Source organism: Haloplanus litoreus (assembly GCF_045690335.1).
Taxonomy (GTDB): Archaea; Halobacteriota; Halobacteria; order Halobacteriales; family Haloferacaceae; genus Haloplanus; species Haloplanus litoreus.
This window is the reverse complement of record NZ_CP147874.1, coordinates 425,483-449,157: the sequence shown is the minus strand read 5'-3', so window position 1 is coordinate 449,157 and position 23,675 is coordinate 425,483. Positions and strand designations below refer to the sequence as shown.

The window sequence follows — 23,675 nt, the reverse complement described above, 5'->3', positions numbered from 1 at the left end:
ATCGGCCGTGGGGTCGGTCGGGTCAAATGAGCGTCGGTCCACTCTCCGCCGGAGAACAGCAACTTTATCACCGGCAGGGAGCGAAATTCCTCCAAGATTACTCTCAATGGCGACGGAAACACACCAGCAACCGGAGGTGAACATCGGTCTCGTAGGCCACGTCGATCACGGCAAGACGACGTTGGTACAGGCTCTCAGTGGGTCGTGGACGGACCAGCACTCCGAGGAGATGAAACGCGGAATCTCCATCAGACTCGGGTACGCGGACGCGACGTTCCGCAAGTGTCCCGGTGTCGACGAACCGGAGGGGTTCACCGTCGACGAGACCTGTCCCGACGGCTCGGAGAGCGAGGCGCTGCGGACGGTCTCGTTCGTCGACGCACCCGGTCACGAGACGCTGATGGCGACGATGCTCTCGGGGGCCGCACTCATGGACGGGGCGGTGCTGGTCGTGAGCGCGACCGAACAGGTCCCGCAGGCCCAGACCGAGGAGCACCTGATGGCACTCGACATCATCGGCGTCGAGAACATCGTCATCGCCCAGAACAAGATCGACCTCGTCGACCGCGAGCAGGCCGTCCGGAACCACGAACAGATCGAGGAGTTCGTCGAGGGAACCGTCGCCGAGGACGCCCCCATCGTCCCGATCAGCGCCCAGCAGGGGGTCAACATGGATCTCCTCATCGACGCAATCGAGCGAGAGATCCCCACGCCGGACCGCGACGAGGGCGACGCCGCGCGGATGTTCGTCGCCCGGAGCTTCGACATCAACCGGCCGGGGACGACCTGGGAGGATCTCAAGGGCGGCGTCGTCGGCGGCAGCCTCGTCGACGGGACGCTCGAAGCGGGCGAGGAGATCGAACTCCGCCCCGGCCGCGAGGTCGAGGAGGAGGGGCAATCCGAGTGGCGACCCATCACGACCGAGGTGCGCTCGCTGCAGGCGGGCAGCCAGTCGGTCGACGTGGCCAGCCCCGGCGGCCTCCTCGGCGTCGGCACCGGTCTCGATCCGTCGCTGACGAAAGGCGACGCGCTCGCGGGACAGGTCGCGGGCGAACCGGGGACGCTCCCGCCGACTCACGAGGCCTTCGAGATGGACGTCGAACTGCTGGATCGCGTCGTCGGCGAAGACGGCGACGAGATCGAGGAGATCTCGACGGGCGAACCGCTGATGCTCACCGTCGGAACCGCGACGACCGTCGGTGCGGTAACCAGCGCGCGTTCCGGCGAGTGTGAGGTATCGCTGAAACGCCCCGTCTGTGCGGAGTCGGGGTCGAAAATCGCTATCAATCGCCGCGTCGGGGCGCGCTGGCGGCTCATCGGCATCGGCACGCTCAAGTGACAGGACCACCCGTCGCAATGGACACCAGTGCGCTCATGATGCCGGTCGAATGCGACGTGCGCGTGTTCGACGAACTCGACCGCCTCCTCGGCGACGCAGAGTTCGTCACGCCGGCCGCAGTGGTCGCGGAACTGGAGAGCCTGTCGACGGGTGCGGGAGAGGAGGCAACCGCCGCCAGCGTCGGTCGTGATCTGGCGGAGCGCTGTCGCGTGGTGGAGACGGACGCATCGTACGCAGACGACGCACTCGTCGAACTCGCCGAACGTGGCGAGTGCGAGTACGTCGTGACGAACGACGGCCCCCTCAAGGACCGGCTGCTCGAACGTGGTGTTCGGGTAATCGGTTTAAGGGGTCGGAACACACTGAACATAACACAACCTTAGCATGTACAAACGGGTACGACTCAAGGACACGGTCGAGGTGCCTCCGCGGCACCTCGCCGACGTGACGCCCGAGCGGGTGAAGCGCCTGCTCCAGGACAAACTCGAAGGCCGGATGGACGAGGAGGTGGGGAGCGTCGTGAGCATCATCGAAGTTCACGACATCGGCGACGGTGCGGTGTTGCCCAACCGCCCCGGCGTCTACTACGAGGCCGATTTCGATGCCATCACCTTCGACCCACAGATGCAGGAGGTCGTCGACGGTACCGTCGTCGAAGTCGTGGAGTTCGGCGCCTTCGTCGGGATCGGTCCCGTCGACGGCCTGCTCCACGTCTCACAGATCTCCGACGAATACCTCGCCTACGACGGCGAGAATCAGCAACTCGCCTCGACGGAGACGAACCGCACCCTCGGCGTCGGCGACGAGGTCCGGGTGCGCATCGTCACCAAGAGCGTCGACGAGCGCAACCCGCGAGACAGCAAGATCGGGTTGACGGCGAAACAGCCGGGGCTGGGCAAACACGGCTGGCTCGAAGAGGAACGACAGAAACGAGAGGCGCAGATGGAGGGTAACTGATGGCCGAGGACCGCCTCGCCTGCCGTGAGTGTCACTTCATCAACGACCCCGACACGCAGACCTGTGCGAACTGTGGGTCGTCGAGTCTCACGGAGGACTGGGCGGGCTACGTCATCATCACCCACCCCGAGCGCTCCGAGGTGGCCGAGGAGATGAACGTCTCCGAACCCGGCGGCTACGCGCTGAAGGTCCGCTGACCGTGCTCGAACTCCCCGACGACTTGCGGGGAGCGTTCAAGGAGCCGCTGGGCCCGGTGTTCACCGATGCCGACGCGCTCCTCGCCGCCGACGGCGCCGGCCCCCCGCTGATCGCCGTGGGCGACGTGGTCACCGCCCACCTCCTCGACACCGGCTACCGGCCGGACGTGGCGGTGATCGACGGTCGAACCGAGCGCGAACGCGTCGCCGACGACGTGGCGCGGGTCCTTCCGGACCCGGACGTCGAGGTGGTGAACCCCCCAGCGACGCTCTCTCGGGACCTGCTGGAGGCACTCGTGGACGCCCTCGACGACGGGCCGACCGTCGTCGGCGTCGACGGCGAGGAGGATCTGGCGACGCTGCCGGCCATCCTCGCGGCACCGCTCGGCGGGGCGGTCGTCTACGGTCAGCCCGGCGAGGGGATGGTGCTCGTACCCGTCACCGACGAGTCGCGGGCGGTCGCCCGTGACCTCCTCTCTCGCATGACCGGCGACACCGACGCCGCCCTCGAGATACTCGCTGAGGGCGATTCGGGCGCTTCGTAATCCTTTTGTCCGGTTCGAGACCACGTATGGGTAACTGAACGATGGATATCGATATCATCGAGGAAGACGAGAACCCGATGTTGCACCGTACGGACGTGCGTTTCCAGATCACCCACGAGGACGCCACCCCGTCCCGTCTCTCCGTTCGAGACAGTCTCGCGGCCAAACTCAACAAGGACTCCGCCGAAGTCGTCGTCCACAAACTCGACACGAAGTTCGGGATGCGCAAGACTATCGGCTACGCCAAGGTGTACCAGAGTCCGGACCACGCCCGCGACGTGGAGCAGGACCACATGCTCGACCGGAACAAGATCAGCCCCGACGGCGAGGACGCCGAGGACGCGGACGCGGAAGCCGAAGAAGCCTGAGCGCGCCACCGATGCGCATTCTCGGTATCGAGGGGACGGCGTGGGCGGCCAGCGCCGCAGTCTACCGGTTCGATCCGGACGCGCCCCTCGATTCCGATCCGCCGTTCGTCGAAACTGACGCCTACCAACCCGAGAGCGGCGGCATTCACCCGCGCGAGGCCGCCGAACACATGGGCGAGGCCATCCCCACCGTCGTCGAGACGGCCCTCGACGCCGCCGACGGCCCCATCGACGCCGTCGCCTTCTCCCGCGGGCCGGGACTCGGCCCCTGCCTCCGCATCGTCGGCACCGCGGCCCGCGCCCTCGCGGGAACGCTCGACGTGCCCCTGATCGGTGTCAACCACATGGTTGCCCACTTGGAGATCGGGCGCCACGGCTCCGGCTTCGACTCGCCCGTCTGTCTGAACGCCAGTGGCGCCAACGCCCACCTGCTGGGCTACCACGACGGCCGCTATCGTGTCCTCGGCGAGACGATGGACACCGGCGTCGGCAACGCCATCGACAAGTTCACCCGGCACGTCGGTTGGTCACATCCCGGTGGACCGAAGGTGGAGGCGGCGGCCGAGGGCGGCGAGTACGTCGACCTGCCCTACGTCGTCAAGGGGATGGACTTCTCCTTCTCGGGACTCATGAGCGCCGCCAAGGACGCCTACGACGAGGGCACGCCGGTCGAGGACGTCTGTTTCTCCCTCCAGGAGACCATCTTCGCCATGCTGACCGAGGTGGCAGAACGGGCCCTGTCGCTGACGGGGTCCGACGAGCTCGTCCTCGGCGGCGGCGTCGGCCAGAACGAGCGCTTGCGCGAGATGCTGTCGACGATGTGTGCCGACCGCGGCGCCGCGTTCCACGCCCCAGAGCCGCGATATCTCCGCGACAACGCCGGGATGATCGCCGTCCTCGGCGCGAAGATGTACGCCGCCGGCGACGAACTCGCCATCGAGGACTCGGCGGTCGACCCGAACTTCCGCCCCGACGAGGTGGACGTGACCTGGCGGAGCGACGAGTCCGTCGCTATCGACCCCGTCGAGGCCGCCGAGCGTCAGGGCGCCGAGGCCGTCGTGACGGTCGAGAGCGCGGCGCCTCGTTCGGCTGAGCGTCGGACGCGGCCGGGAGAGTCCGACCGCGTGATCAAGCGTCGCCTGCCGAAGGCGTACCGCCACCCCGCCCTCGACGAGCGACTCCGCCGGGAGCGGACGGTGGCGGAGGCCCGCCTGACGAGCGACGCGCGGCGGCAGGGCGTCCCGACGCCAGTCGTCCGCGACGTCGACGTGGCCGAGGCGACGCTCACGTTCGCCCACGTCGGTGACCGTGACCTCGCGGCCGCCCTCACGCCCGACCGCGCCCGGGTGGTGGGCGAGCATCTCGCGACGCTCCACGGGGCCGGCATCGTCCACGGCGATCCGACCGTGCGAAACGTCCGCGTCGACGAGGACCGGATCTACCTGATCGACTTCGGCCTCGGCTACCACAGCGGCCACGTCGAGGACCACGCGATGGACTGTCACGTCTTCGAGGGGAGCGTCCGCGGGACGGCGACGGAGACGGCCGCCGAAGCGGCGCTCTCGGCGTTCGAGGCCGGCTACGCGGCGGCAGGAGACGAGGCCGTCCTCTCGCGACTCCGGGACGTCGAGGGACGCGGGCGGTACCGGTGATCAGCAGTCGGGTTCGGCCGACCTGCCGCCGGTGAACAACGTCGCCCACGCCGACCAGTAGCGGTTCCAGACGCCGGCACAGCGGTCGACGGCGGCGTCGAGCGAGTCGGCGTGGACCGACCGTCGATCCGCGGCCCGGCGCTCGTCGACGACGTGCCGGCAGTCGGGACAGCGAACGCGTCGGTGGCTGGCAACCGTGCGGACCTCCCAGTCGCCGTCGAGGGGACTCGCGTGGCCACAGTCGGGACAGAAAAGCGTCGCCTTGCGGTCGGTGTCCTCGTCGTCGGCCGGGGACCGTGAGGGGGAAAGTGCGGGGAATTCCATTGGCACATCTTGGTGCCCGAGGGGGATAATCCTGGCGCTAGAGCGTACAAAACGGACGATTGTGAACGATTCGGAAGTACACGGATCGGCGTCAGAGCTTTGTGCGAACGCCCCGTCGCCGACAGGTGTGACCGAGATGGACATCGGTGAGGCGGCGGCGGTCTGTAGCGATATCGTCGACCGGGTCGGCGAGGCCGTCGTCGCCGACCGGCGGTTCCTCGAGACGGTGTTGACCGGGATGCTCGCCCGGGGGCACGTCCTCGTCGAGGACGTCCCGGGAACCGGGAAGACCCTGACGGCCATCGCCCTCGCCGACGCCCTCGGACTGGACTTCAACCGCATCCAGTTCACACCCGACCTCCTGCCGAGCGACATCACGGGCACCAACGTCTACGACGAACACGAGGGGGAGTTTCGATTCCAGCGCGGCCCCGTCTTCGCGAACGTCGTCCTCGCGGACGAAATCAACCGCGCCCCGCCGAAGACTCAGTCGGCACTGCTGGAGGCGATGGACGAGGGGCAGGTGTCCGTCGACGGCGACACCTACCCGCTCCCGGAACCCTTCTTCGTCATCGCCACACAGAACCCGGTCGAACAGGACGGTACGTTCTCCCTGCCCGAGGCACAGCGCGACCGCTTCATCGTCAAGGCGTCGATGGGCTACCCCGACCGGGCGGGCGAACTCGAACTCCTCGACCGCCGGAGTAACCGTACGACGACGAAACCCCGCGTGGATGCCGCCGTCGATGTCGACCGGGTGACCACGCTCCGACAGGTGCCCGAACGGGTGCGGGTCAGCGGCGAGGTGCGAGCGTACCTCGTCGACCTGGCACGCGCGACCCGCAAGGACTCCCGGGTCGAGGTGGGCGTCTCGCCGCGGGGCATCCAGCGGTTCTTCGAGGCTGCCCGCGCCCGGGCGGTGGTCGCCGGGCGCTCCTACGTCGCCCCGGACGACGTGAAGGACGTCGCGCCCGCAGTGGTGACACACCGACTGATGTTGACCGCCGAAGCGGCCATCCGTGACACCGATCCCCGCACCGTCGTCGACGCCGTCCTCGACGGCGTCGAGGTACCGGCGGCGACGGCGGACTAGCCACGCAGGAGGCCAAGCAGGATCACCGACCCCGCGACGGCGACGACAGCGCCCACGAGGGCGCCGCCGGGATGTGCGATGGCACCGACCAGTCCCGCCACTGCCCACGCGGCGGCGACGCCGAGCGCAGCGACGCCGACGCTCGCGACGGCGTGGACCGTCTCGATTCGTGCGGCCGAGCGGGGACCCAGATCCGCGCGGGCGCCGACGCCCTGATCGCTCACGTCCCACGCGACGACGGCGAGACCGACGAGCGTGAAGACGACGAGCGACGACGCACCGTCGACGCCGAGCAACACCGCGGCCGCACCCAGGCCCGTCCCCGCCAGCGTCCCGCTACTCCCCCGTGTCGGCAGCAGGCCGACGCCGCCCGCGACGACGAGGACGGTCAGGAGCGTCGTCAGCGCGGTGAGCGCGACCAGCGTCACGCCGAGGGCGAGTCCCGTCGGCGACAGCGCGTCCAGCAGGCTCGTGGCGACCGATCGGACCGTCGGCGGAAGCCCGGCTACGAGCGCGCGGACGACCCCTCCGCCGCCGACGGCGGCGACGACGACGCCCACCCCACCGGCCGTCAGCGGGAGCACGTGCCCCAGTGTCGCGGCCGTCTCGCCCGCGGCGGCCTGCAGGAGGCGTCCGGCGAGGGCGACGCCGCCGGCGACGGCGGCGAGGGCGAGGAGCGCCCCCCTGAGCGCCGAGGACGCGACCAGCCCCGCGAGGGCGACGACCGGCAGCGCCTCTCGAACCGGCGGGACGACGGTCAGCACGCTCACGAACGCGACTAACACGCCGTATTTAACCGTCGCGAGCAGGGTAGCGTCGACCCGCGCCACCGCCGCTCGAACCGCCTCGCGGCGCCGCCGGTGGGTCAGTTCCACGACGGGAAGCGCCGACAGCGCCGCGCGCCCGGCGAGGGCCGCGGCGACGACGAGCGTCGCGAACGACGCTAGGCCGACGGTCGGCGCCGTCGGCGCCAGGAATGGGTCGAGCGGCGCCCCGAACTCCACCGGCGGGACCGGGAGCGAGTCGAGCGCGTCGAACCGGGTGACTGCGAGGGCGCCGAACGCCACACCGACTACCGCCGCCGTCGCCGACGCGGTGCGCCAGGTCCGCGAGACGGCGCCCTCGCCGATACCGTCGCCGAGCGTCCCCGTCGCACCGAACGCCGCCAGCCCCGTGCCGAGCGCGAGCGCGAGTGCCGGGAGGAGCGCGAGTGGCCGTGCGAGCGTCGCGGCGCCCCGGTGGTCCGCGAGGAGGACGACGCCGGCGACGCCCGCGAGCGCGACGACCGGCGACAGCACGGACACGGCGGCCGTCCAGGCCGGGCCGTCGCGGGTGTTGCCGAGGACGGCGAGTCCCAGCCCCGCGCCCGCGGCGGCGGTCACGCCCACGCCGGCGACGGTTCCCTCGGCGACGGCCACCAGCGCCAGACCACCCCCGACGCCGAGGCCGGCCACGAGGCTCGCGGGTCGGGAGGCGCCGGCACCGAGGGTCGGTCCTTCGTCGACCGACGCCATCACCGCACCTCCGCCCGGAGCGTCCGGGCCAGGGCGAGCGGCAGCCGTTCGTCGCGATTCCAGTCGACGACCGTCGCCCCGAGCCGTCGCATCCGGTCGAGCCGAACGCTGCGTTCGAGGGCGACGACTCGCCCGCCGACCGATCCACCCGTCACGTCCGGCGCGAGGACGGTCGTCTCGTGACCGCGGGCGCGGATCGACTCCACCGCCGCGGGCATCGCGTCGTCGACGGCCGGCGTACAGAGGAGCACCTGCGCCGTCTCGGGGAGGTGACCGAGGAGCCGGTCCAGCGCGGCGTCCCCGCCGTCGGCTAGCACCGCGTCCGCGGGCACCGCGTCGTCCGGTCCCGTCGCGGCCGCGTTGCAGACGGCGGCGGCCTGAGCCGGAAACCCCTCGACGTCCGGCGGGACCCACGCGGGACGGCCCCCGGTGATCGGGTGTTCCGGCCCCAGCGCACCGACGCCGACGTGGTGGCCGTCGTCTCGGAGGACGCCGACCGCGAGCGTGGCAGCGTACGCCGATAGCGTCGCTCCCGTGGGTAGGGACGTCCCCGCGGCGACGTGGGCCGGGTCGCGGCCGTCGATCAGTACTGCCACCCGGGCGGCCCGCTGTTCGCGGTACTCGACCGTCGAGAGTTCACCCGTCTTCGCGTAGCGTCGCCAGTTGATTCGGTTGACCGGATCGCCCCGCCGGTAGTCGCGGGTGGCGTGGAACTCGACGCCGACACCGCCGGTGTCCGTCGACAGCGACCCGGTGAACGTCGAGGTCCGCCGGCGGAGGGGCATATCCTCGACGGTGACCCGGCAGTCGAACTCCGTCGCCCCGTCGGCTTCGACGGCCGTTTCGGTGACGACCGTTCCACTCACGGCACCGGCTCGGAGCGTCACGGGGCGGAACGCGTAGCTGCCGCGGTTCGCGGTCAGCGTGTACGTCGCGGTCAGCGTCTCGCCGCTCCGGAGGGCGTCCCCCGCCCGGGCGTCGCCCCCGCTCACCTCGAGTTCCCGCGGCACGCCGTCCAGTACCCGAAGATCCGGCATCACCGACTCGCCGACGTTCGTCACCCGGAGCGTCACCTCGACCGGTTGCCCCGGGAGCGGCGTCTCCGGACGTATCTCGCGTTCGACCCGCACTCGGCCGTCCAGGGACGAAAGCGACGACACTGCCCCCTGGACGACGAAGGCGAGGGGGACGAGCGCCGCGAGCAACAGCGTCGGCCTCCCCGCCGCCACGCCGGCGGCCACCAGCCCGACCGTCGCCCCGACGAGCCCTCGGTACCGGTGGATGCGCCGGGTCACGACGACCCCTCCACCGCCGCCCGGAGCCGACGCCACCACCCGTCGGTCGGCCGGGCCGGCGGTTCGTAGCCAGTCACGCGCTCGCCACACGTCCGCTCGACGGCGCGGAGCGCGCGCGTCACCCGGCGCTCGTACGCCCGCTCCGGATAGAGCCAGGCGTACAGGCGGTGGTACCAGGGGTAATCAACTGCGGCCGTCGTCGAGAGGAAGGCGGCCGCGTACCGGTCGTCGGTCCACGTCCCCTCGTCCACCACCGCCGCCGCCCCGTCGCCCCCCCGCTCGTGGCGGTACGTCCCGATCACGACGTCCCGGAGGCGGTCACGGAGGGGGGTAGTCCCCGTCCCGGAGTCCTCGCCCGCGACGGTCCGTTCGTAGTGGGCCGTGAGGTCCTGTCCCGCGACGGCGGGGTGCCGGCCCAGGCCGTCGTCCTCGTGAGCCGGCAACGGTGCGGCGTCGTCCCGCCGGTTGACCCACGCGTAGAGCAGGCCGAGGACGCCGGTGACGGCGCCGACGATCAGGAGGGCCAGACCCGGCTCGAGTCGTTCGGTCACCGTCCCCACTCCCCGTCGGATCGACGCGGGAACGAGTTCGGGCGCGTAGCCGTAACTCGCGGCGAAGCCCACGCCGGCGAGGGCGAGTCCGACCGCGAGACGTCGTCGCCGGCGGCGGTTCACGACTCCTCACCCCGCGCCGCGGCACGGAGCCGGTCGACCGCCTCGCGGACACGCGCCAGACGACCCTCGTCGGGCGCGAGACGGCCGTATTCGGCGTCCCGATACGCCTCGGTAAGGGTCTCTACCGCGTCCGCGGGCAACCCCCGTTCGACGGCGTAGCGCGCGATCTCGCCGGGCGTCCGGGTGGTCGCCGCCGGCGGGGCGACGAGCGCGACGAACTCCCGCCAGAACTCCCGGAGCGTCGGCGACGCGCCGGACGCGCAGTCGGCCTCGCTTCCACCCACTCGTCCGGCGGGTGCCGACTCGCCGCCCCCGTCGCTCGCGTCGGACCGTCGCCGCGCTAACAGGCCGGCCAGCCACCGCCACAGTCGTCGGAGGAGGCGCCGCGGATCGAGTGCGGTCACGGCGGCCAGTCCCTGGGCCGCCACCCGCGCCGGCACCCCCGCCAGCCACCGCAGGCCGCGACGGAGCACCCGGCCGGCGTCCGCGAGTAGTTCGGCGGTGCGGAGACACACCGCCACCGCGCGGGCGGACAGCGTCGAGAGCGTCGCCCCCAGCCACCGGGCGCTCCCCCGCGCCGTGATACCCCGGCGTCGGAGCCGCCACCCGAGGGCGACGAGGACGGCGAGGGCGGCGCCGCCGAGGAGCACGGCGTTGCGATACAGTCCCCGGACGGCCGTTCGGGCGGTCGTCCCCGACGGTCCTCGGGCGGTGATCGTCGCCGACCCCGCCACCGGAAGGGTCACCCCGAGCGTCCCGTTCGCGTCCGTCTGCCCCCCGGCGGCGCCGTCGACGCGCACTGTCGCGGCCGCTACGGGCGACCCGTTGCGCGTCGCCGTCACCGTCGCCGGCCCACCCGGGAGGGGGAGGCCGAGCGGTGCGTCCACCGCGACGGTGATGGGCTTTGGTTCGGTCCGGTCGGTCGGGTCGCTCCCGTTCGGGGCGCGCACGCGGAGGGGCGTCGTCGTACCGAGGTCGTCGCGGCGCACGCGGAGCGTGTGGGTCCCCGGCGCCACGCCCGAGAGCGAGACGCCGGCGGTCCCGTTCTCGCCCGTTTCCCCGATCCGTTCGCCGTCGAGAGTCACCGTCGCTCCCCTGAACGGCACGTCCCGAATCGCCGCGACGACGGTGAGTCCGCCGCCAGCGACGGGCCGTCCCCGTACCGACAGCGTCACGTTCGTGTCGCTCCGGTAGGTCCGCGAGGAGCCGTTCGTGTCCGTCCCCGCCTCCCGCTGGAGCGGGCCAGTCGCGGGCCGTGCCGCAGCCAGCCGGTCGGGCGCGTCGGGGCGACGGACGGCGTCGACTGGGACCGACCCACCCGTCGCCCGGGCAGCGCTCGGTCCGTCGTCGTCGTCGTCGTACTTCGTCACCGCGTCGGGCGGGTGCGCCGTGACCGTGAACTCGGCGGCGTAAGGGAGCGTGGTCCGCACCCGCCCTCTCGCGTCCGTCCAGCCCACGCGTTCGTCGTTGATGGCCACCGGCGCGCCCACCACCGGCGTCCCGTTCTTCTCGACGCTGACGGCGACGCGGGCGCCGGCGACGGCCGATCGGTTGAGCGAGAGGTCGTACGGTGGCTGGGGGTTCTTGACGGGCAGATCGCCGGATCCCGTGGGGTCGAATCGAACCCACCCGGTCCCCGGGAAGTACACCTCGACCCACGCGTGCCCCCGGTCGGCGGTGACGAGATACCGGTTCTCGCCCACCCGTTCGCCGGGAGCGTAGCCGACGACGTACCGTGCCGGAATTCCCTGCGTCCGCAGCATGACGACCATCGAGGTGGCGTAATACTGGCAGTAGCCCGACTCCATCTCGAAGATGAACTGGTCGGCGATCGGTTCGCCGGGTTCGTGGCTGGCGTTCAGCGAGTAGGGTTTCTGCCGGAGCCAGTCCCTGACGATCACCGCCGCGTCGTAGGGTGTCTCCGCGTCGGCCGTCAACCCGGTCGAGAACCGCTCGACGCGACGGGGCGTCGCCTCGGGCACCTGCGTGTAGTGCCGTTCGAGTTCGGCCGGGTAGTCGAGTCCCGCGGCCCGCAACGTCCCCGGCGACCGGGGCGGTGCCGCACTCCGCGCACGGTAGGTGGTCTCCGCCGGTAGCGACTCGGTAGCGCGGACGCCGCCGAGGGTGGACGCTTCGACGCCGACGCTCCGGTTCGGCACCTGTACCCGCTCCGGTTGCCACGCCGTCGGGAGCGACGACGAGGGGACGAGCAGGGTGACGTCGTACGCCATCCGCTCGCCGGCCGCGGTCAGGTCGCCGTTCGGGACGCCCTCGCCCATCGACTGCCACCGCGGCGACCGCTCCCACGCCGACCCGGTGTACCGGCCGTAGGCGGTCTGTCGCCAGTAGGTGTTCCGCGGTCCCTCAACGACGAACTGGGGCGTCTGTGCGAGCGGCGCCCCCGAGGGCTGCGTCGAGCCGATCCGCGTCCGCTCCGGCGGGTTCGAGAGGCCGACGCCACTCGGTGAGCCGCCGCCGAGGGAGCCGGGGGACGACCGTTCGCCGCTCGATCCGCCGCCCGGCGTGGCTACCGTGGTCCCGGTGGCCGCCTCCCCGGGCGTCGCGGTACCGTCCCGCTCCGAGCCGCCGTCGGGCGAGTCGGGGCCGCCGAGGCCGGCCGCGGGGAGGAGCGCGGCGGCGACGACGAGGGCGAGGACGGCCGCGAGCGTGACCGCTAGCTCGCCGTACTCGACGCCGTCGCCGTCGCCGTCGACATCGGGTCCACTCGACGGCGCGGAGCCGGCCGCCGATCCGCCCCCGGAGTCGCTCATGACCGATTCTGGATGAACGGTCCGCGGCGACGGACAATAACCCTGTTCCCGCCCCACCGTCGAGCCGAAACGATTTATCCCGGGGAGCCGTATCCCTCTCCCATGGTCGACAAACCGCAGTCCGGTTCGATTCTCGGTATCCCGTACAACTTCGAACGCCCGAGCCTCGGGCGCCTGCTCTCCGCCCACTGGAAGCCCGGCGAAGGGATGGTCGTGGAGAAGCCCTTCGGCATCGGCTACACGCTGAACCTGGCGAACTGGCGCTCCTGGCTCGTCGTCCTCGTCGCCGGCGTCCTCCTCTGGCAGGAGAACGACGGCGGTCTGCGCCCCGACACCGACGAGAACGACGACGACCCCGTCGAAGTCGTCGTCGACGACTGAGCGGGGCGTGGACTCGGAGTACGCGTTCGAACTGGCGCTGTGTGCCTACCTCGAGGAAACCCGCGAGTGGGTACTCGGCCGCCAACTCGGCGCCTCCGTCGCCGACCCCGGCGCCCGCATCGTCGACGTCTGCGCGGTGGCTCCCGGCCCCGAGTTCGACCGCCGTGCGGCCATCACGAGCGAGACCATCCCACCCCGAGCGGTCGAGAGCGACGTCGGCCCCGGCCGGGCGGTGGATCCGGTCGCGGCCTTCGACTGTGCGCCCGGCGTCGCCCGCCGCGCGGCCGACAGGGCGGTCGAGGTGGGCTTTTTCGAGGTCGAACGACGCGGAAGCCGCCGCCACGTCCGGGGGACGACCCGGTATCCCGACTGGATCGGTCGTCTGATCGGCATCGAGAACAAACCCGACCTCGGCCGGCCCGGTGACCTGCAACGCCAGTTGCGCCGCGACGCCGCCCTCGGCCTCTTCGACGCCGTCGTCCTCGTCACCGAGAGCTACGTCACCCGCGCACACCTGAACCGCATCCCCGAGTCCGTCGGAGTCTGGCGATTCGTGGGTGATGAGGGCGAAGGCGAGGAGCCACGCGCCTCGGGCGACCGGCCGGCGGCCGGGTTCGGCGACCTCACGGTGATCCGGGAGCCGACGCCGCTCGATCCGACGTCGTCCGGTGTCGAACCCCTCGCCGACCACCCGCTCCGGACGGACGTGGCTGTCGTCTCCCCGGAGGAGAAGGCCAGTAAGCGTCGCGCTATCGCCGAACGCGCATACGGAAAGGGATGGCGCCCCCGCGACTACCCGGGCTGTGCGTCGATGTGCCCGACCGCCGACGGCCGGCCCTACTGTGCCGCGTTCGACCGCGTCGTCGACCCACGGTACGACTGCGGCGAGTCGTGCCCGGCCTTCGAAGCCGCCGATTCGCCGGCCGTGGACCACGAGGAGTTGCGCGACGCGCGGACACCCTGGGTCGCGGACCCCGATGGGGTCACCCGCCGGCAGACGGGTCTCGACCGGTTCACTTGAGGCGTCGGCGACGCCCCGCGAGACCGGCAACGACGACGCCGACGCCGAGGGCGAGGCCCGCGGCGGCCGCCCGACGCGGGTCGGGAGCGCCGAAAAAGAGCAGCGAGACGCCGATCCAGACGAGCGCTCCCGCGAGGCCGCTGGCGGCGCCGCGGCCGAGCGTCGAGACGACGGTCATGGCTCCGACTGCGGCCGGCGGCTCGTTATAGGTTGCGCTACAGGTCGTAGGTCTCCCCGTCGACGGCCAGCGGTTCGGCGAAGGCCTCTCCGGCGGGGTAGTAGTGGGCGAGATGGACCAACCTCGTCCGGTCGGCGTCCAGTTCGGCCGCCAGATCCAGCGCCCCCTCGCGAGTCATGTGTTTCGACCCGAAAGTGCGTGGGACGCCGGCGTCGTTCCGGTGTTTCCCGCCCTGCGGGTGGTGTTCGCAGGAGGACGCGGGGACGATAGCGTCGGCAAGGAGGAGGTCCGGATCGGCCAGTGCCGCCCGCGAATCGTCCGGAATCCCGAAGCTCGTATCGCCTGTGAGAGAGCATTTCGCGCCCGTCTCGGGGTCCTCGAGTACGACGCCGTAACACAGGAGCGGGGGGTGGTCGACGGGGACGAAGCGCACGTCGAGCCCGCAGACCCGAAACGGCTCGTGGGGTGTGTGCGCCGCGACGCTCACCCGGTCGAGATAGTCGTACTTCCGGCGAATCGTGCCGGCGACGCTCTCGTCGGTGGCCGGATCGACGACGTTCGTCGCGTGGACGGGCAGGTCGTCGAACAGGCGATAGGCGTTGCCGAGGCCGTCGAGGTGGTCGAAGTGGATGTGCGTCACCAGAGCGGCGTCCGGGAGCGGGACCTCCTGGGTGAGAAACTGGTGGCGGAAGTCGGGACTGCAGTCGATCAGGAGCGACTCGCCGGTCCGGTCGTTCCGGACGTGGACCGAAAAGCGCGAGCGCTCGACGTCCAGTTCTCGCGCCCGCTCGCAGGTGGCACAGTCACAGCCGACGGTCGGGGTGCCGGTCGTGTCGCCGGTTCCGAGTAGCGTCACCCGCATTCGACCGCACGTTACCGGTCGGTGGCCTTATACTGACGGGGAGACCCCCGGTCGTACTGCCGGCTGTAAGCCGATTGGGGAGTCGCCACTCCAGTGTGTGACTCTCTCGAAACAGTTACAGCCGCCGGCATCAGTCGCGGTAGCCGTGACCGACGATCAGCGCCGCGGCGTTCACCGCGAGGACGGCGGCGACGAGCGACAGGTTGCGGTCGAACGCGAGGAGGGCGATGGCGGAGAACGGGAGCGCAACGGCGGCCCAGAACGCCGCGGCGCGGACGGCGCTCCCGGCGCGGGCGGCGACCGACCGAGCGTGGACGGGACGGGCGGAGGGCATCGTGCTTCGTACGTCTACGCGGGGGCGCAAAAGGCTGTGCAAAACACAAGTGCGCGTTTGAGTGACCGACTACGACCCGCCGTCGGTCGTCACCGATACCGCCGGTGGATTCGGGTCCGTGCCGCCCGCTGCGTCGACGTCGGCGACCGGGTCGGCGTCCGTCCCGCCCACGCCGAAACCGCGGGCGGAGTTCGCGACGACCAGCAGACTGCTCGCTCCCATCGCGACGGCGGCGACGAGGGGATTCAGCGCGCCGAGTAGGGCCACCGGCACCGCGACGGCGTTGTAGAGGAACGCCCAGCCCAGATTCTGCCGGAGGCGACGTTTCGTCGCCGCGGTCAGGTCGAACACCTCGGGTACGGTCGTCAGATCGTCGGTGGTGACGACGGCGTCGGCGGCGTCGGCGGCGAGTCGGGTGCCGCTCTCCAGCGAGATGCCCAGATCGGCCGCTGCGAGCGCCGGTGCGTCGTTGCTGCCGTCGCCGACCATCACCGTCGTCCCGTCGGCGCGAAGGCGCTCGACGACCTCCGCTTTCGCCTCGGGCGGCACGTCCGCGAACACGTCGTCGATGCCGGGATGCTCGCGGAAGCGCGCGGCCGCCGCCTCGCCGTCGCCCGTGAGGACGACCACGCGGTCGACCGTCTCCGCGACGGCGGTGACGACCGACGACCACTCCGGACGCGGGTGGTCGCCGGCGACGAGAACTGCCCGTACCTCGTCGTCCCAGCCGACGAACGCGGGGATGCGCCCGGCCTCCGCGGCGCGGTCGTACCGCTCGCGGTAGGCCTCGGGAACCGTCGCGTCCGCAAACAGGTCGGCACGGCCGACGGTCACCCGGACGTCGTCGCCCGCCGACCCACCCGCTCGGCCGACGACGCCGCTGACGCCCCGGCCGGGGTGGCGCTCGAAGTCCTCGACCGGCGCGTCGACCGGATCGACCGCCTCGACGATAGCCCGCCCCATCGGGTGTTCGGCGAACGTCTCGACGGCGGCCGCGCGGGCGAGTGCCGCTTCGTCCCCGACGGCGTCGTGGAGGCGCATCTCGCCCGTCGTCAGCGTCCCCGTCTTGTCGAAGGCGACTACGTCCGCCTCGCTCGCCCGTTCGAAGACGTCGCCCTCGGCGATGACGACGCCCCGGTCGAGGGCCTCGCGGACGCCCGCGGCGACGGCGAGCGGCGTCGCCAACCCCAGCGCACAGGGACACGACACCACCAGCACCGCCAACCCGGTCAGGAAGGCGTCGGTCGGCGCCGCACCGAGGGCGAGGTGAACGAGAAACGCCGCGGCGGCGAGGAGGACGACGACGGGCACGAACACCGCCGCGAGGCGGTCGGCGAGTCGCTGGACGCCGGAGCGCGAACTCCGGACGTGCCAGAGGTGGGTCACCAGACGGTCGAGCGTGCTCGTCGCCGCGTCGGACACCTCGATCACGATCCCGCCCTCGGTCACGAGGCCGCCGCCGATCACTTCCTCGCCCTCGCTTCGGCGGACCGGTACGGACTCGCCGGTGACGAGTGACTCGTCGACTGCGGCGGTCCCTTCGAGCACCTGGCCGTCGACCGGGACCCGGTCGCCCGCGCCGACGACGACGTGGTCGCCCGGGTCGAGGGCGTCGATGCTCACCGTCTCCTCGCCCTCGGCGGTGCGGCGTCGCGCCTCGTCGACGCGGCTCTCCGTGAGTTCGGTCAACTGCCCGGCCGCCCGCTCTTTCAGCCGCGTCTCGTAGTAGCCACCCAGCGTGACCACGAGGACGACCACCGTCGTGATATCGAAGTACACCTCAGTGCCGCCCACGAGGAGCGTCGCGGTGCTGTAGACGTAGGCCGTGCCGGCCGCGAGCGCGACCAGCAGGTCCATGTTCGGCCGTCTCGCCCGAAGGCTGACGTAGGCTCCCCGGAGGATGGGGTAGCCGGTGTAGCCGAGGACGATACTCGTCATCACCCACACGTTCCAGAGGAGGTACTCGCCGGCGATCCCCGTCACGTCGAAGAGGAGGAGATTCGGGTCGAAGCCGAGGTAGCGAGGGTAGAGAAAGAGGACGTACCACGCCATCGTCATCATGCCGAAGAAGCCGCCGATGATGAGACGACCGATGGTCTCGGTGGTGTCGTCCTCGCCGTCCTCGTCGACGTCCCGGGCGCGGTAGCCCGCGCCGTCGAGAATCGGCGGTAGGTCCTCCGTACCGAGGCGGTCCTCGTCGTAGACGAGTCGAACCAGGTTCGACGGGTAGGACGCCTCCGCCGCGACGACGCCCTCGTGGTCGGTGGCCCGCGCCTCCAGAAACGCCTCGCAGGTCGCACAGTGCATCCCGTCGACGGCGACGAAGGCGGTGTCAGTCTCGGCGTCGGCGTCGGCGTCGACTGCCGGCCCGGCCTCGTTCGACAGCGCCGCCCGCACGTCGTCGGGGTCGGTGTCGGCGGCCGTCCGCTCGTCGTCCATCCCGTCTAGCTGCCGGGCCACCTCCAGACAGCCCCGACAGCAGAACGTCCCCTCGACCGCTCCGTCGCTGACGGGTGGATCGGGTGTCGGAAGGTCACAGAGCGTACAGGACATTATCCGAGGGGCTGATAGACGGGAATCGGCGGGTGGGGGAGGTGGATCCCCAGAAGCATCAGCCCGTGTGCCAGCGGTAGGTAGCCGAGGGCGACGAAGGCGACGCCGAGGACGCGGTGGAGCCCCACTCGGGACCCCGCCCCGAGCGACTGGAAGACGGTACCGTAGGCCAGGAGCGTCGGCACGGTTCCGACCCCGAGGACGGCGAGCGACACCGCCCCACGGACCGGCGAGCCGACGGCGAACGCGTAGAGGAAGGCGGGGTAGAGCAGGGGACAGGGGAGGATGCCGTGGAGTGCGCCCAGCGCGACGATCCGTGGGCCCCCGACCCAGGCGTCGACACGGGCGGTGACGGCGCCGTACACCCGCGAGAAGGCGTCGCCGACGAGGGGAATCGAGACCCCGTGACCGACGGTGCCGCGAAGGAGGTGTCCCGCGCCGGTGAAGACGATGAATCCCCCGGTGAGGATGCCCGTGACGCCGCGCACGTCGGTGGCGACGGTTGCGACGGCGGCGACGTCGAAGAGGACCGCTCCGAGCGCCCCCATCACCGCCCCGATGGTCGCGTAACTGAGCGTGCGACCGGCGTTGAACAGTAGGTGTTGGCGGACGTCGATGGGTCGGACGCGGTCACTCTCGGCGCCCAGCCGATCGGCGTACAGCGTGACGAGTGGGCCACACATCCCGAGGCAGTGAGCGCCGCCGAGAACGCCAATGGCGAGGAAGACGAGCAGGGAGACGTCACCCTCTACGGCAGCCACGACCCCAGCCGCGCCGGACCCGGCGAGTGGGATCATCGCCTACGCGGATGCCGCCTTGACGGTCGATTCGCTGGGCAGGAACATCGTGTACACGCTCGCGGCGATGAGGACGACGTTGATGAGCGCCACCACCACGATCATCTCGACCGACAGCGCGTACAGCGCGACCGGAAGCAGCGCGAGCAGCGCGACGAACGGGACCTGGTGGACCGAAACCATACCCGAATTCTCGGGACTTCTGCCTAATAACTACCCCCGCTATTCCAGCGATCCGAAAATCGGGTGCGTCTATTATGTAGTGGAGGTCCTGTGGTCGCACGTATGGTGGCATCCGACGGTAGCGAACGGCTCACCGGCAAACGGTACGGGGGTGAGACCGGGAGACGACGGGGACGCCGCTCTCGGCATCGTCTTCCTCGGCACGAGGACGACGGTCGCCCACGACCGGTCCGTGAGGCGTTCACCGACGACCACAGGAGGCGACGAGTATGACCGACGCGACCGACCGCGGACGCATCCTGTCCCGACGGGCGGCGCTGCGGGCGGCCGCCGGTACGGTGGCGGCCGGTCTCGGCGCCGGCACCGTCGCCGCACAGAACGGCGTCGACTACGGCGGCTGGTTCGGCGACAGCAAGGGGGCGACGACCCAGAACTTCGACGGGACGGTCGACCGCACCGGTCAGGATTCGGTGACGGTCGAGGTCGGCGCGGAGGGCAACGGCGGCCCCTACGCATTCGGCCCGGCTGCCGTCAGGATCGATCCCGGAACGACGGTGACGTTCGACTGGGTGTCGGACACCCACAACATCCTGATCGAGGAGCAGCCGTCAGACGCCGACTGGGGCGGCGTCGATGCGATCGAAAACACCGGTTTCAGCCACGAACACACCTTCGAGACCGAGGGGATCTACAAGTACTACTGCCAGCCCCACCTCGCACTCGGCATGAAAGGTGCCATCGTCGTCGGGGGCAGTGGCGGCAGTGGTGGCGGTGACGGTGGCGAGACCGGCGATGGAACGCCCGCTGGCGGCGGCGAAACCGGCGGTGGCGGCGGATCGTCCACCCTCTCGCTCATGTTCCGGGTGGTCGGTGGCGCCGTCGCGGCGGCGCTCGCTCTCGTCCTCGGGCTCACCGCTTGGGTGTTCCTCAACTACGACGAGTTCACGACGACCGGGGAGGCGGATACGACCCCCTCCCAGGCCGAACGGACGGCTTCCAAGTCCGTGTTCGAAGAGGGTATCGTCCGCGACCTCGACCACGACGACTACAACCCCTACGGCACGGCGACGTTGATCGTCATCTACGCCGGGATCATCAGCCTGCTGTGGGTGTTCATGTACTTCGTCGAGTTCCTGGGTGGCGGACCAACGGTGGTCGGGTAACTGGAGGGAACACGCATGGAAATTCATCGATACGAGAAGATCTGGACTGCTGCCGCGCTCCTGTTGATCGTCGGTCTCATCGCGACGGTGACCTACGGAGCGGTCGGCCCAGGGGTAAAGATGGTCGACGACTCGGGCGGAACGATCGATTCCGGGTCGCTCGACGAGACCGAGTTCGCCGATCCGGGCGTGACTCGGACCGGCGAGAATCAGTACGAGGTCCACGTCATCGCTCGACAGTTCCTGTTCCAGCCCGGAACGACCTCGCCGATCCGCGTGCCCGCGAACTCCGAGGTGACGTTCTACATCGTCAGCGCGGACGTGGTTCACGGCTTCGAACTCGCGGGTACCAACGTCAACACGATGGTGGTCCCCGGGCAGGTAACGAAGGTCTCCGTCCAGTTCGACGAACCGGCCGAGTACGGGATCGTCTGTCACGAGTACTGCGGTTCCGGCCACCACACGATGGCGGGCCAGCTCGTCGTCGTTCCCGAAGACGAGTACGACACGGAGGGTAACTAAATGGCATACGTCGACGACTTCCCGACCGACGCACGCATCGTCCGCTGGAACATGATCGTCGCCTTCGGTGCCCTCGGCATCGGCGGTCTGTTCGGCATGATCCAGGCGCTCCACCGGACGGGCGTCTTCCGCGGGTTCGTGAGTTCTGCAGACTACTACACGGTGCTCACGGGACACGGTGTTCTGCTCGCGCTGATATTCACGATCTTCGCGCTCTGTGGCGTGTTCACGTGGGGTGTTACCCGTAGCCTCGACCGTTCGCTACCGAGCGCGCGGTTCGCGATGACCTGGTTCGGACTGATGCTCCTCGGTACCGTCATGGCTGCGGTCACCATCCTCGGGGGACTGGTCCCCTCGATACCGTTCAACGCCGACGTGTTGTACACGTTCTACGCACCGATGAAGGCGCATCCGGCCTTCTACCTCGGTCTCGTGCTCTTCATCGTGGGCACCTGGCTCGCGGGCGTCGACTGGTTCCGTACCTACTGGCGCTGGCGGGGCGACAATCCCGACGAGCGCATCCCCCTGCAGACGTTCATGGTGCTGACGACCATGCTGATGTGGTACATCTCGTCGGCCGGCGTGGCCGTCGAGGTGCTCTTTTTCCTCCTGCCGTGGTCGCTCGGCCTGATCGAACAGGTCGATCCGCTGCTGACCCGGACGCTGTTCTGGTACTTCGGCCACCCGGTCGTCTACTTCTGGCTCATGCCGGCGTACTTCATCTGGTACACCGTGCTGCCGAAGCTCTCCGGTGGGCGCCTGTTCAGCGACCCGCTCGCACGCGTGGTGTTCGTCCTCTTCCTCCTGCTGTCGACTCCGGTTGGCTTCCACCACCAGTACGTCGACCCCGGGATTCCGGAGGGGTTCAAGTTCATCGCGATGACGAACACCATGTTCCTGCTGTTGCCGAGCTTCCTCACCGCCTTCACCGTCGTCGCCAGCATCGAACACGGCGCGAGACAGCGTGGCGGTGAGGGGCGACTCTCCTGGCTGCGGAAACTCCCCTGGGACGAACCCGCCTTCGCCGGCTGTGCGCTCGCCGGACTGATGTTCGCCGCCGGCGGCTTCTCCGGCATGATCAACGCCGGGATGAACATCAACTACCTCATCCACAACACGCTGTGGGTGCCCGGCCACTTCCACCTCACCGTTGGGACGGCCTCCGCGCTGACGTTCATGGCCGCGGGCTACTGGCTGTTCCCACAGATCACGGGCAACCGCCTGCGGTTCCGGTCTCTCGCGACGGTCCAGCCCTACGTCTGGTTCGTCGGCATGACGCTGATGTCGAACGCGATGCACCGGGCCGGTATCGCGGGCATCCCGCGCCGCACCGCCGAACCCCAGTACGACTCCGTCACGTTCCAGGGCGTCGTCGGCGGCGTGAGCGAGATGCGCCTCCAGATCGCTCTCGGGGGCACGATTCTGTTCTTGGGACTCGTGCTCTTCCTGATCGTCATCTTCGGCACGTGGCTCGGTGGGGACGGCAATGAATCGATCCGAGTCAACGGCCGGCTTCCGGCGCCGCTCTCCGGCCCGGAACACAGCCCGAAGATCCTCGACAACCTGAAGCTGTGGACGGCGGTCGCCATCGTGTTGATCGTGCTCGCCTACGGCCTGCCGCTGTCGGCGCTCATCAGCGACGGTCTGTTCGCACCGGGCAGCCCGCCCATCCCGGTCTAACCCCCTTCTCTCCCCCTCTCCACCCGTGACCGACGATTCCACCGCGCCAAGCGACGAGACCGACGAGACGAACAGCCAGCCGGCCGCTTCGGACGCAGACTCGGCCGACGGGACGCCCGGCGGCCTCTCGAAGCGGACGTTGATCCGCTTGCTCGTCGGGTTCGGAATCGGGATCCCGATCCTCATCGAGGGGCTCACGTTCCTCGGACTGCTCCAGAATCAGTTCGGCGGCGAGGGTGACGACTCGACCGAGAGCACCGCGACCGAGACCGACGGCGCTCCGGAAGCCGTCGGTGTCGGCGACGACATGCTCCCCGAAACCGACCGGACGGAGACGCTCGCCTCGGCCGTTCTCCGGGAGACGAGCGACGACCGGTGGCCGCTGTCGCTCACCGTCGAGGTGACGAACACCGGCACGGCAGACTACGAGTTCCAGATGTTCGCCGTCCACCTGGACGACGGGCGGAGCGTCGAGGGGCGGACGAGTACCGACCGACTGGCGCCCGACGAGAGCCGAACCGTCACGGGCGAGTGGTCGGTTCCCGCGGGTTCGACCCCTCGATCCGTCGACGTCGTCGCCCTCGTCTACGACGAGGACGAAATCGAAACGATCGAACGGCGCGTCGATCTGGCGAAGATTCCGGTTCGCGGCAGCTGATCGCGGCTCGACGTCGCCGAAGCAGTCGGTTTCCACCGGAGCGTCCCGCGGATTCGGTCCTCCCTCTCGCGCTCCCGGAGTTGGTAGCGTGCGAACGGCGTGTTCCGCACGGGTTCGCGTTCGGCGCGCCGGAATCGGCGGCGCTCCACAGATCCTCTCCCGCTCCTCGTGTCTCCCTAGTGGTTCCCTCCTTCGGGTCCGGATCGATGTACCCGTCTCCCTCCTCGAATCCCTCCACGGTGCCACGCTGGGAGCCGCCACCGCTCGTCGGTGCCGAACGGTATCGTGCCGGTCGGCCCACTCCCGCGTGTGCAGCGGGCTTTGAACCGCCGATACGGTCCGTCGCCGCCCACTGGTGTCCCCGGGCGGCCCGTTTTTTGACGGTCCCCTCGTCGACGGAACAGTCGAACTGTACCCGGGCCCGGGCGTAGTCGCCGGGAGCCGGTCCGCCCAGCTCTGCGGTGGCGTCGCCCCACGCCGTCGTCTCCGTCGGAGCCTTCCGGGTGTTCTCGATAACACGGCACGTCGCCACGAACGGGTACCGACGCGGCGGCCAGCTGTCGGAACGGTCCGTTGACACGCCGATCACCGGGCTGTGCACGGTCGGGCGTGCA

At 70.3% G+C, this 23,675-nt stretch carries 25 protein-coding genes; 14 read left to right on the top strand and 11 right to left on the bottom strand.

Annotated elements, in window-relative coordinates; genetic code table 11:
• Nucleotides 1–106: 106 nt before the first annotated feature.
• The 7 genes from V8686_RS02575 to V8686_RS02545 are packed head-to-tail and all read left to right on the top strand — an operon-like array spanning nucleotide 107 to nucleotide 5,058.
• On the top strand, nucleotides 107–1,339 hold the full coding sequence (locus tag V8686_RS02575) for a translation initiation factor IF-2 subunit gamma (RefSeq protein WP_379702409.1): 1,233 nt from the start codon (nucleotides 107–109) through the stop codon (nucleotides 1,337–1,339).
• A 17-nt stretch (nucleotides 1,340–1,356) separates the two neighbouring features.
• The gene (locus V8686_RS02570) at nucleotides 1,357–1,722 is read left to right on the top strand and encodes a DUF188 domain-containing protein (protein ID WP_379702408.1); all 366 of its coding nucleotides are present in this window, start codon (nucleotides 1,357–1,359) and stop codon (nucleotides 1,720–1,722) included.
• A 1-nt stretch (nucleotide 1,723) separates the two neighbouring features.
• Nucleotides 1,724–2,296: a DNA-directed RNA polymerase gene (locus V8686_RS02565; RefSeq protein WP_379702407.1), complete on the top strand. Its 573-nt coding sequence runs from the start codon at nucleotides 1,724–1,726 to the stop codon at nucleotides 2,294–2,296.
• The gene (spt4, locus tag V8686_RS02560; RefSeq protein WP_251341659.1) at nucleotides 2,296–2,493 is read left to right on the top strand and encodes a transcription elongation factor subunit Spt4; all 198 of its coding nucleotides are present in this window, start codon (nucleotides 2,296–2,298) and stop codon (nucleotides 2,491–2,493) included. Before V8686_RS02565 ends, spt4 begins: the two co-directional genes overlap by 1 nt.
• A 2-nt stretch (nucleotides 2,494–2,495) precedes the next feature.
• Complete coding sequence (locus V8686_RS02555) at nucleotides 2,496–3,038, top strand: GTP-dependent dephospho-CoA kinase family protein (RefSeq protein WP_379702406.1); 543 nt, start codon at nucleotides 2,496–2,498, stop codon at nucleotides 3,036–3,038.
• A 41-nt stretch (nucleotides 3,039–3,079) separates the two neighbouring features.
• Nucleotides 3,080–3,406, top strand: coding sequence for a 30S ribosomal protein S24e (locus tag V8686_RS02550; RefSeq protein WP_379702405.1), 327 nt, complete (start codon nucleotides 3,080–3,082; stop codon nucleotides 3,404–3,406).
• 11 nt (nucleotides 3,407–3,417) lie between these two features.
• Complete coding sequence (locus V8686_RS02545) at nucleotides 3,418–5,058, top strand: bifunctional N(6)-L-threonylcarbamoyladenine synthase/serine/threonine protein kinase (RefSeq protein WP_379702404.1); 1,641 nt, start codon at nucleotides 3,418–3,420, stop codon at nucleotides 5,056–5,058.
• On the opposite strand, the gene V8686_RS02540 is transcribed toward V8686_RS02545, so the two are convergent.
• Nucleotides 5,059–5,382 carry a hypothetical protein gene (locus tag V8686_RS02540; protein ID WP_379702403.1) on the bottom strand — a complete coding sequence of 108 codons (324 nt, stop codon included), beginning with the start codon at nucleotides 5,380–5,382 and terminating at the stop codon, nucleotides 5,059–5,061.
• Between the two features lie 136 nt (nucleotides 5,383–5,518).
• Between V8686_RS02540 and V8686_RS02535 the strand changes: the two genes are divergently transcribed.
• Nucleotides 5,519–6,475: an AAA family ATPase gene (locus V8686_RS02535; protein WP_379706439.1), complete on the top strand. Its 957-nt coding sequence runs from the start codon at nucleotides 5,519–5,521 to the stop codon at nucleotides 6,473–6,475.
• On the opposite strand, the gene V8686_RS02530 is transcribed toward V8686_RS02535, so the two are convergent.
• From V8686_RS02530 to V8686_RS02515, 4 genes are read right to left on the bottom strand one after another with little or no spacing between them, the layout of a single operon-like run.
• The gene (locus V8686_RS02530) at nucleotides 6,472–7,989 is read right to left on the bottom strand and encodes a hypothetical protein (protein WP_379702402.1); all 1,518 of its coding nucleotides are present in this window, start codon (nucleotides 7,987–7,989) and stop codon (nucleotides 6,472–6,474) included. The two genes, V8686_RS02535 and V8686_RS02530, sit on opposite strands and share 4 nt — an antisense overlap.
• Complete coding sequence (locus V8686_RS02525) at nucleotides 7,989–9,284, bottom strand: DUF58 domain-containing protein (protein WP_379702401.1); 1,296 nt, start codon at nucleotides 9,282–9,284, stop codon at nucleotides 7,989–7,991. Before V8686_RS02525 ends, V8686_RS02530 begins: the two co-directional genes overlap by 1 nt.
• Nucleotides 9,281–9,958, bottom strand: coding sequence for a DUF7269 family protein (locus V8686_RS02520; protein WP_379702400.1), 678 nt, complete (start codon nucleotides 9,956–9,958; stop codon nucleotides 9,281–9,283). Before V8686_RS02520 ends, V8686_RS02525 begins: the two co-directional genes overlap by 4 nt.
• Nucleotides 9,955–12,729 (bottom strand): transglutaminase domain-containing protein, encoded by a 2,775-nt coding sequence (locus V8686_RS02515; protein ID WP_379702399.1) that lies wholly within the window; start codon nucleotides 12,727–12,729, stop codon nucleotides 9,955–9,957. The genes V8686_RS02520 and V8686_RS02515 overlap by 4 nt, the downstream gene beginning before the upstream one ends.
• Before the next feature lie 102 nt (nucleotides 12,730–12,831).
• Between V8686_RS02515 and V8686_RS02510 the strand changes: the two genes are divergently transcribed.
• Both V8686_RS02510 and V8686_RS02505 read left to right on the top strand, forming a co-directional pair.
• Nucleotides 12,832–13,110: a DUF5808 domain-containing protein gene (locus V8686_RS02510; protein ID WP_379702398.1), complete on the top strand. Its 279-nt coding sequence runs from the start codon at nucleotides 12,832–12,834 to the stop codon at nucleotides 13,108–13,110.
• Between the two features lie 7 nt (nucleotides 13,111–13,117).
• A complete protein-coding gene (locus tag V8686_RS02505) occupies nucleotides 13,118–14,131 on the top strand; it encodes a DUF5787 family protein (protein ID WP_379702397.1) in 1,014 nt (337 codons plus the stop codon).
• On the opposite strand, the gene V8686_RS02500 is transcribed toward V8686_RS02505, so the two are convergent.
• From V8686_RS02500 to V8686_RS02475, 6 genes are all read right to left on the bottom strand, one after another.
• Nucleotides 14,124–14,309 (bottom strand): hypothetical protein, encoded by a 186-nt coding sequence (locus V8686_RS02500; protein ID WP_379702396.1) that lies wholly within the window; start codon nucleotides 14,307–14,309, stop codon nucleotides 14,124–14,126. The two genes, V8686_RS02505 and V8686_RS02500, sit on opposite strands and share 8 nt — an antisense overlap.
• Nucleotides 14,310–14,346: 37 nt before the next feature.
• A complete protein-coding gene (locus V8686_RS02495; RefSeq protein ID WP_379702395.1) occupies nucleotides 14,347–15,171 on the bottom strand; it encodes an MBL fold metallo-hydrolase in 825 nt (274 codons plus the stop codon).
• A 130-nt stretch (nucleotides 15,172–15,301) separates the two neighbouring features.
• A complete protein-coding gene (locus V8686_RS02490) occupies nucleotides 15,302–15,505 on the bottom strand; it encodes a hypothetical protein (protein ID WP_379702394.1) in 204 nt (67 codons plus the stop codon).
• A gap of 69 nt (nucleotides 15,506–15,574) precedes the next feature.
• Nucleotides 15,575–18,061, bottom strand: coding sequence for a heavy metal translocating P-type ATPase (locus tag V8686_RS02485; RefSeq protein ID WP_379706436.1), 2,487 nt, complete (start codon nucleotides 18,059–18,061; stop codon nucleotides 15,575–15,577).
• Entirely contained in the window at nucleotides 18,058–18,819 is a 762-nt protein-coding gene (locus tag V8686_RS02480; protein ID WP_379702393.1) for a sulfite exporter TauE/SafE family protein, read from the bottom strand. Before V8686_RS02480 ends, V8686_RS02485 begins: the two co-directional genes overlap by 4 nt.
• Before the next feature lie 39 nt (nucleotides 18,820–18,858).
• Entirely contained in the window at nucleotides 18,859–19,038 is a 180-nt protein-coding gene (locus V8686_RS02475) for a hypothetical protein (protein ID WP_379702392.1), read from the bottom strand.
• A 269-nt stretch (nucleotides 19,039–19,307) separates the two neighbouring features.
• On the opposite strand from V8686_RS02475, the gene V8686_RS02470 reads away from it, so the two are divergent.
• From V8686_RS02470 to V8686_RS02455, 4 genes are read left to right on the top strand one after another with little or no spacing between them, the layout of a single operon-like run.
• On the top strand, nucleotides 19,308–20,201 hold the full coding sequence (locus tag V8686_RS02470) for a halocyanin domain-containing protein (RefSeq protein ID WP_379702391.1): 894 nt from the start codon (nucleotides 19,308–19,310) through the stop codon (nucleotides 20,199–20,201).
• Between the two features lie 15 nt (nucleotides 20,202–20,216).
• Nucleotides 20,217–20,723, top strand: a complete 507-nt coding sequence (locus V8686_RS02465) for a cytochrome c oxidase subunit II (protein ID WP_379702390.1) — start codon at nucleotides 20,217–20,219, stop codon at nucleotides 20,721–20,723.
• On the top strand, nucleotides 20,724–22,403 hold the full coding sequence (locus V8686_RS02460; RefSeq protein WP_379702389.1) for a b(o/a)3-type cytochrome-c oxidase subunit 1: 1,680 nt from the start codon (nucleotides 20,724–20,726) through the stop codon (nucleotides 22,401–22,403). It begins immediately after the preceding gene.
• 25 nt (nucleotides 22,404–22,428) lie between these two features.
• The gene (locus tag V8686_RS02455) at nucleotides 22,429–23,061 is read left to right on the top strand and encodes a hypothetical protein (protein WP_379702388.1); all 633 of its coding nucleotides are present in this window, start codon (nucleotides 22,429–22,431) and stop codon (nucleotides 23,059–23,061) included.
• Nucleotides 23,062–23,675: the final 614 nt, after the last annotated feature.

Coding starts and splice junctions, on each gene's coding strand:
- V8686_RS02575 (WP_379702409.1), top strand. CDS start 107: ATGGCGACGGAAACACACCAGCAACCGGAGGTGAACATCGGTCTCGTA.
- V8686_RS02570 (WP_379702408.1), top strand. CDS start 1,357: ATGGACACCAGTGCGCTCATGATGCCGGTCGAATGCGACGTGCGCGTG.
- V8686_RS02565 (WP_379702407.1), top strand. CDS start 1,724: ATGTACAAACGGGTACGACTCAAGGACACGGTCGAGGTGCCTCCGCGG.
- spt4 (WP_251341659.1), top strand. CDS start 2,296: ATGGCCGAGGACCGCCTCGCCTGCCGTGAGTGTCACTTCATCAACGAC.
- V8686_RS02550 (WP_379702405.1), top strand. CDS start 3,080: ATGGATATCGATATCATCGAGGAAGACGAGAACCCGATGTTGCACCGT.
- V8686_RS02545 (WP_379702404.1), top strand. CDS start 3,418: ATGCGCATTCTCGGTATCGAGGGGACGGCGTGGGCGGCCAGCGCCGCA.
- V8686_RS02540 (WP_379702403.1), bottom strand. CDS start 5,382: ATGGAATTCCCCGCACTTTCCCCCTCACGGTCCCCGGCCGACGACGAG.
- V8686_RS02535 (WP_379706439.1), top strand. CDS start 5,519: ATGGACATCGGTGAGGCGGCGGCGGTCTGTAGCGATATCGTCGACCGG.
- V8686_RS02530 (WP_379702402.1), bottom strand. CDS start 7,989: ATGGCGTCGGTCGACGAAGGACCGACCCTCGGTGCCGGCGCCTCCCGA.
- V8686_RS02515 (WP_379702399.1), bottom strand. CDS start 12,729: ATGAGCGACTCCGGGGGCGGATCGGCGGCCGGCTCCGCGCCGTCGAGT.
- V8686_RS02510 (WP_379702398.1), top strand. CDS start 12,832: ATGGTCGACAAACCGCAGTCCGGTTCGATTCTCGGTATCCCGTACAAC.
- V8686_RS02500 (WP_379702396.1), bottom strand. CDS start 14,309: ATGACCGTCGTCTCGACGCTCGGCCGCGGCGCCGCCAGCGGCCTCGCG.
- V8686_RS02495 (WP_379702395.1), bottom strand. CDS start 15,171: ATGCGGGTGACGCTACTCGGAACCGGCGACACGACCGGCACCCCGACC.
- V8686_RS02490 (WP_379702394.1), bottom strand. CDS start 15,505: ATGCCCTCCGCCCGTCCCGTCCACGCTCGGTCGGTCGCCGCCCGCGCC.
- V8686_RS02475 (WP_379702392.1), bottom strand. CDS start 19,038: ATGGTTTCGGTCCACCAGGTCCCGTTCGTCGCGCTGCTCGCGCTGCTT.
- V8686_RS02470 (WP_379702391.1), top strand. CDS start 19,308: ATGACCGACGCGACCGACCGCGGACGCATCCTGTCCCGACGGGCGGCG.
- V8686_RS02465 (WP_379702390.1), top strand. CDS start 20,217: ATGGAAATTCATCGATACGAGAAGATCTGGACTGCTGCCGCGCTCCTG.
- V8686_RS02460 (WP_379702389.1), top strand. CDS start 20,724: ATGGCATACGTCGACGACTTCCCGACCGACGCACGCATCGTCCGCTGG.